Below are 10,575 nucleotides of genomic sequence, written 5' to 3' on the forward strand. Positions count from 1 at the left end.
GCAAAGGAGGATGAGATGAAACATCTTGCATTTGCAGCGGGACTTTTGAGCGCGACGGCAGCCTATGCCGAAACGCCTGAATTGACCGTTTATACCTATGACAGCTTTGTCTCCGATTGGGGCCCGGGCCCGGCGGTGGAAAAAGCGTTCGAAGACGTCTGTGGCTGTGATCTGAAGCTGGTTGGTGCGGGCGATGGTGCGGCGTTGCTGGCGCGGGTCAAGTTGGAAGGCGCACGGTCCGACGCAGATATCGTGCTGGGGTTGGACACCAATCTGACCGCTGCTGCGGCTGAAACCGGGCTGTTCGCCGTCCATGATGTGCGCGCCGATTATGCGTTGCCGGTCAGCTGGGAAGATCCGCTGTTCGTACCCTATGATTGGGGGTATTTCGCGTTCGTGCATAATGCCGATGCGGACGCACCGACGGATTTCAAGGCGCTGGGCGCCAGCGACAAGAGAATCGTGATTCAGGACCCGCGGTCGTCCACGCCCGGTTTGGGCCTGCTATTGTGGGTCAAGGCGGCCTATGGCGATGAGGCCCCGGCGATCTGGGAGGGGCTGGCCGACAATGTGGTCACCGTGACCAAAGGCTGGTCCGAAGCCTATGGCCTGTTCCTGGAAGGCGAAGCGGACATGGTGTTGTCCTATACGACATCGCCCGCCTATCACCTGATTGCCGAAGAAGATGCGTCCAAGGCAGCAGCATCATTCAGCGAAGGCCATTATATGCAGGTCGAAGTGGCCGGTAAGCTGGCCGCCAGCGACCAGCCCGAACTGGCCGATCAATTCCTGGCGTTCATGGTGTCGGATGCGTTCCAGTCGATTATCCCCACGACCAATTGGATGTACCCGGCGGTCACTCCGGCCGCCGGTTTGCCGGATGGGTTTGACACGTTGGTGACGCCCGAGAAATCGCTTTTGTTGCCTGCCTCGGAAGCGGCAGCCGTGCGGGATGTAGCCTTGGGCGAATGGCTCGGCGCGCTGAGCCAGTAAGCGCAGCCTCTGGGATTTGCGCGGCGATTGCTGTTGCCGCGTTGATTCTGGGGACGTTGTGCGCCGTTGTTTGGCGGGCCGAGGCCGGGTCGGGTCTGGGCCCGTCCGATTGGGCGGCGCTGCGGTTCACCGTGTTTCAGGCCAGTCTGTCGGCGCTGTTCAGCGTCGGGCTTGCGATTCCTGTGGCGCGGGCTTTGGCGCGGCGTAGGTTCTTTGGTCGCCGCCTTTTGATCGGGCTGTTGGGTGCGCCGTTTATCCTGCCGGTGATTGTTGCCATCTTGGGATTGCTCGAAGTGTTTGGGCGCGCCGGGTGGATCAGTACGGCATTGGGCTGGATCGGGGTGGAGCCGATCCGCATTTATGGCCTGCATGGTGTCGTGCTGGCGCATGTGTTTTTCAATTTGCCGCTGGCAACCCGGTTGATCCTGCAAGGATGGCAGGAGATCCCGGCAGAACGGTTTCGTCTGGCCGCACAATTGGGTGCCGATGGTCGGGATATGTTCCGCCTGTTGGAAGTGCCGATGCTGCGTCAGGTGGTGCCGGGGGTGTTGGCCGTGGTTTTTGCAATCTGCCTGACCAGCTTTGCCGTGGCGTTGACCTTGGGTGGTGGGCCGCGTGCGACAACAATTGAATTGGCAATCTATCAGGCGTTTCGGTTTGATTTTGATCTGGGTCGGGCGGCGCTGCTGTCGGGCCTTCAGCTGGTGTTGACCGGATTGGCGGCCTGGGTTGCGTTGCGGGTGTCGGTAGGCGAAGGATTTGGCGGCGGGTTGGACCGGCTGGTCAGACGCTGGGATGGAGAGAGCCCGGGCGCACGCGCCGTCGATGCCGGGTGGATCTGTGCCGCGGCGGCATTTTTGCTTTTGCCGTTGATGGCCATCGTGGTGTCCGGGGCACCGGGGTTGGTCGACTTGCCCTGGGCAGTTGTACAGGCCGCGATGACATCGATTGGGGTGGCTGCCGCCAGCACGTTGGTTCTGTTGCTGTTGGCTTTGCCAATGGCGGTGGCCGTGGCGCTGGGTCATGGTGGCGCAATCGAAATCTCGGGAGTGCTGGGATTGGCGGCGTCGCCTTTGGTGATTGGCACCGGGTTGTTCGTGGTCATTCATCCCTTTGCAGATCCCAGCGATTTTGCTCTGATCGTGACGGCTGTGGTCAATGCGGTGATGGCGTTGCCCTTTGCGCTGCGGATCCTGGTGCCACAGGCCCGGTCTGTGGTGGCGCGCTATGGCAAGCTGACCCTGTCGCTGGACATGGGCGGTTGGCCATTCGTAAGGCGCGTTCTGCTGCCGCGGATGCGGGCGCAGATCGGATTTGCCGCCGGGTTGGCGGCGGCGCTGTCGATGGGGGATCTGGGGGTCATTGCGTTGTTCGCGGATCACGAGATGGCAACATTGCCTCTGCAGATCTATCGGTTGATGGGGGCCTATCGGATGGAAGCCGCGGCCGGGGCGGCGCTGTTGCTGTTGGGTTTGTCGATGGGGGCATTCTGGGTTTTGGACCGGGGAGGGCGTTGGCATGCTGAAGCTTGAGAAATGTCGCATCTCCAACGGCGGTTTTGATCTGAGCGCAGATCTGTGCGTTTCGCGGGGTGCGCGCGTGGCGGTCATTGGCCCATCCGGGGCAGGCAAGACCACCCTGATCGAGGCGATCGCCGGGTTTTTGCCCTTTGCCGCGGGGACGTTGCGGTGGGATGGTCAGGATCTGGGCGCGATGGCACCAGGCAAGCGGCCTGTTGCGATGTTGTTCCAGGATGGCAATCTGTTTCCGCATTTGAGCGTGGCGCAGAATGTCGGGCTGGGGATTCGGGCCGATCTGCGGTTGGACACGCAGGACACCGCACGGGTTGAACAGGCATTGAACCGGGTTGGGTTGGACGGTATGGGCGCTCGCAAACCTGCGGCGCTGTCCGGGGGACAGCAAAGCCGGGTGGCCTTGGCCCGGGTGCTGGTGCAGGGGCGGGATTTGCTGTTGCTGGATGAACCCTTTGCCGCGCTGGGGCCCGCATTAAAGGCCGAGATGCTGGATCTGGTGGCGGACCTGATCGCGGAAACCGGTGCGACTCTGATGATGGTGAGCCACGATCCGAATGACGCGCGCCGGATCGCCGATCAGGTGATACTGGTGGCAGACGGTCAGGCGCATGCGCCGGTGGCGACGGCGGAATTGCTGGACAATCCGCCGCCTGCGTTGCGGGCCTATCTGGGGTGACAGGCGCGCGATTTATCTAAGTCAGGCTGCAAGAGCCGCGCGGGTTTTGCCGATCTGGAGCGCGGCCTGGGCGGCTTCGCGGCCCTTGTCCACAAAATGTTCGCGGTAGATCGCGTTGTGGTGATCGGTTTCCTGATAATGGTGCGGGGTCAGCGAGACCGAAAGCACCGGAACCCCGGTGTCCAGTCCGGCGCGCATCAATCCGTCGACGACAGCCTGGGCCACGAAATCATGACGATAGATGCCGCCATCAACGACAAAGGCGGCGCAGGCCACGGCACCATAGCGTCCGGTCGCGGCCAGATCCCGCGCCACCAGCGGCATTTCGAATGCGCCGGGAACGTCATAGACATCGACCTGTTCGGCGGGGATGAGTTCGCAGAACCCCTCCAATGCGCGATCGACAATATCGGCGTGCCATTGCGCCTTGATGAAAGCATAGCGGGTGTGTGTCATAGTGATCTCCTTTGGTTACAGACACGGCACCCAAGGCGATCACGAACGTCCAGACACACTGATGGCGTGATCTGATCCGCACGTTCTCTTCCATCCGGACTTTCACCGTCGGCTCTGGCCTCTCACCAGATCTGCTGACACTCCCAATGACCGGGAGCCGCTCGCGGGCTGGCAGGATCAATGCCCTGCATACCGCCGGTGGGGAATTTCACCCCGCCCTGAGAACAGACCGGACATTGGCCATGATTGCGATGATTTTCAAGCGTTGAGTGTTGCGGGTCTGAAATAATTCGAGGCGTGACAAAAATCAGGGGCCTGACAAAAATCAAGGACCAAAGGAGGGTCAAGCGGTCATCTTTGCGACCCAATGCCCTTTCCAAATGCGATCGAGTACTTACCTTGGGTCGCAACAGGAGGAGAAAGACATGAAGCTATATTATGCCGGGGCGTCGCCCTTTGTGCGCAAGGTTGTGGTTCTGCTGCACGAAACCGGTCAGCTGGATGATGTCGAGATTGTCGATGTGGCCACCTCGCCGGTTGCCCCCAGCGCAGATGTCAGTGCCTCGAATCCGCTGTCCAAGATCCCGGCGCTGGAGCGGGGCGACGGGCCGACATTGTACGACAGCCGGGTGATCTGTGAATATCTGGACGACCGTGCGGGCGGCAAGCTGTACGCCGGTGGTTGGGACACAAAAATTCTGGAGGCGACCGCTGACGGGATCATGGATGCGGCTGTTTTGTTGTCGTATGAAAAACGCCTGCGCCCCGAAGAAAAACGCTGGCCCGAATGGATTGACGGCCAATTGGGCAAGGTTCTGGGCGGATGTGCGGCTTTGAACGCGCGGTGGATGCCCCATTTGCGCGGCCCGCTGAATATTGGTCAGATTGGCGTGGCCTGTGCGCTTGGCTACGTTGACTTTCGGCATCCGGATTCTGGCTGGCGCACCGGAAATGAAGCCCTTGCCGATTGGTTTGCGGCGTTCGAATCGCGCCCCAGCATGGAGGCCACGCGACCGCCCGAAAGCTGATAATTAGCCGACCCTCTCCCAATTCCGGTGATTTCGCCTGGGCAACTGTGTCCGGTACGTTACATAAATATGTATCTGCGACTTCATGCGCACGCATGAAGTCTGGACGAATGCATTTTGCGTCGATAGATACGCGCCTTGAGTCACCGCAAAACCAGCGGTGCATGCGCATGTTTGCCCTTAAGCGGGCGCTGGAATTGGAGAAAACCTCGTGTCCCACGCAGAAGACCACGAAGGAACCCGGAGAGATTTCCTCTACTACGCCACTGCCGGCGCCGGGGCAGTGACCGCGGGTGCCGCCGTATGGCCCCTGGTCAACCAGATGAACCCCTCGGCCGACGTCAAGGCGCTGTCCTCGATCCTGGTGGACGTCAGTGATGTAGAGATCGGAACACAGATCAGTGTCATGTTCCTGGGCAAGCCGGTGTTCGTTCGCCGTCGCAGCCAGGAAGAAATTGATGACGCCCGTTCAGTCGAGCTGTCCGAGCTGATTGACCAATCATCGGAAAACCCCAACAAACCCGGCACCGATGCTGCCGATGCCAACCGCACACTGGATGATGCCGGTGAATGGCTGGTGATGATGGGTGTTTGTACCCACCTGGGCTGTGTGCCTCTGGGTGATGGCGCAGGTGATTTTCACGGTTGGTTCTGCCCGTGCCACGGGTCGCATTATGACACCGCAGGCCGGATCCGCAAAGGTCCCGCACCTGAGAACCTGCACGTGCCGGTGGCTGAATTCACCGACGCAACAACGATCAAACTGGGATAAGGAAGCGCGCTCATGTCCGGAATTCCGCACGATCATTATGAACCAAAGACGGGCGCAGAAAAGTGGCTGCACAGCCGCCTGCCCATCGTTGGTCTGATCTACGACACAATCATGATCCCGACCCCCAAGAACCTGAATTGGTGGTGGATCTGGGGCATCGTTCTGGCATTCTGCCTGGCCCTGCAAATCGTTACCGGTATCGTTCTGGTGATGCATTACACCCCGCATGTTGATCTGGCGTTCGCCAGCATCGAACACATCATGCGCAATGTGAATGGCGGCCATATGCTGCGGTACCTGCACATGAACGGCGCATCGCTGTTCTTTGTTGCGGTATACATCCACATCTTCCGGGGTCTGTTCTACGGCTCCTACAAGGCACCACGAGAAATCACGTGGATCGTCGGGATGCTGATCTATTTGATGATGATGGGCACCGCATTCATGGGGTATGTGTTGCCTTGGGGTCAGATGTCCTTTTGGGGTGCGACCGTCATCACCGGCCTGTTTGGTGCCATTCCGTTCATCGGCGAACCGATCCAGACCTGGCTGCTGGGCGGGCCCGCCGTTGGCAACGCCACGCTGAACCGTTTCTTCTCGCTGCACTATCTGCTGCCGTTTGTGATTGCCGCCCTGGTCGTGGTTCACATCTGGGCCTTCCACACCACAGGCAACAACAACCCGTCGGGTGTTGATGTCCGCAAGGGATCGAAGGAAGAAGCCAAGAAAGACACGCTGCCGTTCTGGCCCTACTTTGTGATCAAGGACTTCTTTGGTCTGGCCGTTGTTCTGGTTATTTTCTGGGCGATTGTCGGCTATATGCCCAACTACTTGGGTCACCCCGACAACTACATCGAAGCCAACCCGCTGGTGACACCTGCGCATATCGTTCCTGAATGGTACTTCCTGCCGTTCTACGCGATCCTGCGTGCCTTCACTTCGGAAGTCTGGGTTGTTCAGTTCGCGTCCTTCGTGACCGGTGGCATCGTCGACGCCAAGTTCTTTGGTGTGCTGGCCATGTTTGGCGCGATCGCGGTGATGGCTCTGGTGCCATGGCTGGATACCAGCCGGGTGCGTTCGGGGACCTATCGTCCGATGTTCAAATGGTGGTTCTACCTGCTGATCGTCGACTTCTTTGCCCTGATGTGGCTGGGTGCGATGCCTGCTGAAGAGCCCTATGCTTCGTTCTCGCTGATCGCTTCGGCCTATTGGTTCGGTTACTTCCTGGTCATTCTGCCCATCCTGGGTGTGATCGAAAAGCCGGACGCACAGCCCGCGACCATCGAAGAAGACTTCAACGCGCATTATGGCAAGGCGTCTGACGCTTCGCCCGCCGAATAAGAGGGACCGAAACCCATGTTCAAGAAACTTGCAATCGGTGCTGCCTTTGCTCTGGCGATTGCCCCTGTCGCGTCCAACGCGGCAGGTGGTGGCGACCAGCACATCGAGGACTTTGCGTTCTCGTTCGAAGGCCCGTTCGGCACCTACGACCAAAACCAGCTGCAGCGCGGTCTGCAGATCTATACCGAAGTCTGCGCGGCCTGCCATGGTCTCAAGCAGGTTCCGATCCGGACCCTGTCTGACGAAGGCGGCCCGCACATGGCCGAAGATCAGGTGCGCGCCTATGCAGCTGAAAACTTCTCGGTGTTTGATGCAGAGCTGGATGATGACCGCCCGGCAAAGCCGGTCGACCACTTCCCGGCCAACACGGCAGCGGGTGCGCCCGACCTGTCGATGATGGCCAAGGCCCGTGCCGGGTTCCACGGCCCCTATGGGTTGGGTATCAACCAGTTCGTCAAAGGTATGGGTGGTGCTGAATACATTGCATCGCTGCTGGACGGTTACACTGGCGAAGAAAAGGAAGAGGCAGGCACTCTTTTTTACGAAAACACTGCCTTTCCTGGTGGCTGGATTTCGATGGCACCGCCGCTGTTCGACGAACAAGTCGAATTTGCCGATGGTCATGCTAATGATGTGCATAACATGTCCCAGGACGTCGCGGCGTTCCTGATGTGGACTGCCGAGCCCAAGATGATGGCCCGCAAGCAGGCCGGTTTTGTTGGTGTTCTGTTCCTGACGATCCTGTCTGTTATGCTGTATCTGACCAACAAGCGCATCTGGGCCCCCCACAAGAGCAAGACGCGCGACTGATCGCTGATCAATCCGTCAGTACATTGAATATCAAAGCCCCTGCCAGATCATCTGGTGGGGGCTTTTCTTGTTTGGTTTTCTATTGGGGGCGTTGCCCCCTCTGCCTCTGCGAGGCATTCACCCCCAAGGTATTTGAAACCAGAAAGAAGCAGCAAGCTGCCGAACGGGAGATCAGGCGGAGAGCCGGGTCTCGGTCACACCGATGATCTGGGCGGTCACGATGCTGCCCTCGCGCTGGGGCTGTGCAAATGTGACTTCGGTGAATTGTTCAGTCCGACCCATATGGGGGTTTTCCATCAGAATGTGATGGGTTTTGCCAATCTGGGCGGCCAGATGAGCCTGAACCTGTGCGTCCCCCGCAGCCCGCAAACGGGCGGCGCGTTGCTTGATCACATTGCCATTGATCTGGTTGGGGATTTTGGCCGCCGGCGTGCCGTCCCGTTTGGAATAGGGGAATACGTGCAGCCAGGTCAGATCACAATCCGTGACCAGTTTCAGCGAGTTTTCAAAATGCGCATCGGTTTCGGTCGGGAAACCCGCGATGATATCAGCGCCAAAGGTCATGTCCGGTCGCAGTCGGCGGGCGTCTTCCGCAAAGCGGATTGCGTCGTCGCGCAAATGCCGCCGTTTCATCCGTTTGAGGATCAGGTCATCGCCGTGTTGCAGGGACAAATGCAGATGCGGCATAAGGCGCGTTTCTGTTGCGATGGCTTGCATGAGGTTCTCGTCTACTTCGATCGAGTCGATCGACGAGATCCGCAGGCGCGGCAGGTCTGGCACCAGTTTGAGAATCCGCATCACCAGGTCGCCCAGTTTGGGCTGTGCCGGCAGATCTGCCCCCCACGAGGTCAAGTCGACCCCGGTCAGCACCACCTCGTTGTAGCCTTTGTCCACCAGCCGTTTGATCTGATCGACCACGACCCCGGCCGGGACCGAGCGTGAATTGCCGCGGCCATAAGGAATGATGCAGAACGTACACCGATGATCACAGCCGTTTTGAACCTGCACATAAGCGCGCGACCGGGTGCCAAACCCGTCGATCAGGTGGCCGGCGGTTTCGGACACGGACATGATGTCATCCACCTGGACCCGTTCGGTTTGGCCAATGAAATCCGCCGCCATGTTCTGCCAGGTGCCGGGTTGCATTTTTTCGGTGTTGCCGATGACAGTGTCGACTTCGTCCATGGCCGCAAAAGTTTCGGGTTCGGTCTGGGCGGCGCATCCGGTTACGATAATCCGCGCATCCGGGTTCTCGCGGCGCAGTTTTCGAATTTCCTGACGCGCCTTGCGAACGGCTTCGGCGGTGACCGCGCAGGTGTTGATCACCACGGCATTGTCCAACCCGGCCTGTTGCGACAGCTCTTTCATAGCCTCGGTTTCATAGGCGTTAAGACGACACCCGAGGGTCGTGAACTGGGGTGGTTTCGAGATCATCAAACAGAGTCCAGAAATTCACGGGTTAGAATGCCATCAAACACGTGGGTTGCGGTGCCGGTCATCCAAATCCCGTCCTCGCGCCAATCGATCTCCAATGGTCCCCCATCCAGATGCACTGTGATTTTGCGCTCTGTCAGGCCCTTGAGATGGGCCGCGACGGCCGCAGCGCAGGCACCGGATCCACAGGCAAGAGTGATCATGCCGCCCCGCTCCCAGACCCGCATACGGATCGCGTTGAGGTCGATGACATGGATGAATTCGACGTTGGTCCGTTCCGGGTACAGCGCGTGGTGCTCCAGGTTTGGTCCAACGGTTTTCAGGTCGACAGATTCGGCATCCCGGACCACGAAAACCATATGCGGGTTGCCCATGCCGACCGCGCCGGGAGATCCTGGGAGTGGCAGGTTCATCAGATCCTCGACCGGCCCCGCCAGCGGGATCTGGTCCCATGCCAATTGCGGCAGGCCCATATTCACGCTGAAGATATTGTCACCCAAAGACCTGGCTTGCAGCACCGCATGATCGGTTTTGAACGACATGTCGGATTTTCCGGTCTCTTCGGAAATCAGGCGTGCGATACAACGGCTTGCGTTGCCACAGGCCCCGGCCCGCGACCCATCCGAGTTCCAGAATTCGACGTCCAGATCGGCGACATCCGAGTCGCGCAAGACAACCAACTGGTCAAAGCCAACACCAAAAGCGCGATGCCCGATCGCCCGCGCCAAAGCTTGGGTGATCAGATCCGGCGCACTGCGCGCATCGACAATAACAAAGTCATTGCCCAGCCCGTGCATCTTGCGAAATGGCAAGCCCGAGGTCGCTTTGCGAGTGGTATTTGATCCGTTGTTCATAGGCCTCATATAGTTCAGCGAGAAAAATCTATCCAGAGGTCGATTTCTTTGATTTTGGGCCTTGACCGCTATGCACTGTGGGCATAGTAACCGCGCCACAGAGTGTGGGCCGTTAGCTCAGTTGGTAGAGCAACTGACTTTTAATCAGTGGGTCGCAGGTTCGAATCCTGCACGGCTCACCACTGAAATCCTTTAAATATTGACTACTTAGCCTCATTTTTGGCACCCTTGGGATGTATGGTAAGCCCATACTGAGGGCTTAGTCTGCCTGTTTGAAATTCAAGCGTCTTTACGCTGATTCAGCGTTGTTCTGGCTTTGGTGGCCACATCACTCTTGGAGAGCTTGGTGTACCTTTGGGTTTTGTCATCGTCTTTGCCTGCTCATCACTGTGCGCGTAGCTCTCACAGATCGCCGGATTTGGAGGCTCGAGAATGCTATGGATATCCGCGGGGCAATGGGCGTTTTGGGTCCGCCATCTCGGCCTGGGGTCGTCCGGTGTTCTTTGTCAGGCTATGGCCAAACGGATGGTGCGAATTCTGGCGTTGTCGTCGCAAAACCCCCAGCGGGTCGATCCCGGTGTGTTGTCCGATCGCTGTTCCTCTCTTCGTCCGGGTGCGGCCTGTTGCTGTCCGGACACGTGGATTTGAACATTGCAACCACAGCTGTCGACAACAG

Annotated in this window: 10 protein-coding genes, 1 tRNA gene and 1 riboswitch; of the genes, 8 read left to right on the forward strand and 3 right to left on the reverse strand. The window is 58.9% G+C overall.

Annotated features, from left to right (window positions below; translation table 11 throughout):
* Positions 1-15: 15 nt before the first annotated feature.
* Genes thiB through K3727_01685 form a run of 3 tightly spaced genes read left to right on the forward strand, consistent with a single transcriptional unit; the run spans position 16 to position 3,204 of the window.
* Complete coding sequence (gene thiB / locus K3727_01675; GenBank protein UWQ91553.1) at positions 16-993, forward strand: thiamine ABC transporter substrate binding subunit; 978 nt, start codon at positions 16-18, stop codon at positions 991-993.
* Positions 969-2,525, forward strand: a complete 1,557-nt coding sequence (locus K3727_01680) for a thiamine/thiamine pyrophosphate ABC transporter permease ThiP (GenBank protein UWQ91554.1) — start codon at positions 969-971, stop codon at positions 2,523-2,525. Before thiB ends, K3727_01680 begins: the two co-directional genes overlap by 25 nt.
* Positions 2,512-3,204, forward strand: a complete 693-nt coding sequence (locus tag K3727_01685) for an ATP-binding cassette domain-containing protein (GenBank protein ID UWQ91555.1) — start codon at positions 2,512-2,514, stop codon at positions 3,202-3,204. The genes K3727_01680 and K3727_01685 overlap by 14 nt, the downstream gene beginning before the upstream one ends.
* Before the next feature lie 21 nt (positions 3,205-3,225).
* Here K3727_01685 and K3727_01690 read toward each other — a convergent pair whose 3' ends face one another.
* Positions 3,226-3,660 carry a 6,7-dimethyl-8-ribityllumazine synthase gene (locus tag K3727_01690; GenBank protein ID UWQ91556.1) on the reverse strand — a complete coding sequence of 145 codons (435 nt, stop codon included), beginning with the start codon at positions 3,658-3,660 and terminating at the stop codon, positions 3,226-3,228.
* A 78-nt stretch (positions 3,661-3,738) separates the two neighbouring features.
* A riboswitch (FMN riboswitch) is annotated at positions 3,739-3,890 on the reverse strand.
* Positions 3,891-4,085: 195 nt separating this feature from the next.
* Here K3727_01690 and K3727_01695 point away from each other — a divergent pair.
* The 4 genes from K3727_01695 (at position 4,086) to K3727_01710 (ending at position 7,611) form a co-directional block, all read left to right on the forward strand.
* Positions 4,086-4,688, forward strand: a complete 603-nt coding sequence (locus tag K3727_01695; protein UWQ91557.1) for a glutathione S-transferase — start codon at positions 4,086-4,088, stop codon at positions 4,686-4,688.
* A gap of 211 nt (positions 4,689-4,899) precedes the next feature.
* Positions 4,900-5,460, forward strand: a complete 561-nt coding sequence (gene petA, locus K3727_01700) for a ubiquinol-cytochrome c reductase iron-sulfur subunit (protein ID UWQ91558.1) — start codon at positions 4,900-4,902, stop codon at positions 5,458-5,460.
* Positions 5,461-5,472: 12 nt separating this feature from the next.
* Positions 5,473-6,801 (forward strand): cytochrome b, encoded by a 1,329-nt coding sequence (gene petB, locus K3727_01705; protein ID UWQ91559.1) that lies wholly within the window; start codon positions 5,473-5,475, stop codon positions 6,799-6,801.
* A gap of 15 nt (positions 6,802-6,816) precedes the next feature.
* Positions 6,817-7,611: a cytochrome c1 gene (locus K3727_01710; GenBank protein UWQ91560.1), complete on the forward strand. Its 795-nt coding sequence runs from the start codon at positions 6,817-6,819 to the stop codon at positions 7,609-7,611.
* Positions 7,612-7,782: 171 nt separating this feature from the next.
* Here K3727_01710 and mtaB read toward each other — a convergent pair whose 3' ends face one another.
* Positions 7,783-9,045 (reverse strand): tRNA (N(6)-L-threonylcarbamoyladenosine(37)-C(2))-methylthiotransferase MtaB, encoded by a 1,263-nt coding sequence (gene mtaB, locus K3727_01715; protein UWQ91561.1) that lies wholly within the window; start codon positions 9,043-9,045, stop codon positions 7,783-7,785.
* Positions 9,045-9,899 (reverse strand): diaminopimelate epimerase, encoded by an 855-nt coding sequence (gene dapF, locus K3727_01720; protein UWQ91562.1) that lies wholly within the window; start codon positions 9,897-9,899, stop codon positions 9,045-9,047. The genes mtaB and dapF overlap by 1 nt, the downstream gene beginning before the upstream one ends.
* 106 nt (positions 9,900-10,005) lie before the next feature.
* Here dapF and K3727_01725 point away from each other — a divergent pair.
* Positions 10,006-10,081: transfer RNA gene (locus tag K3727_01725), tRNA-Lys, on the forward strand.
* Positions 10,082-10,575 lie beyond the last annotated feature (494 nt).

Source organism: Rhodobacteraceae bacterium M382 (genome assembly GCA_025141015.1).
Classification (GTDB): domain Bacteria; phylum Pseudomonadota; class Alphaproteobacteria; order Rhodobacterales; family Rhodobacteraceae; genus Aliisedimentitalea; species Aliisedimentitalea scapharcae.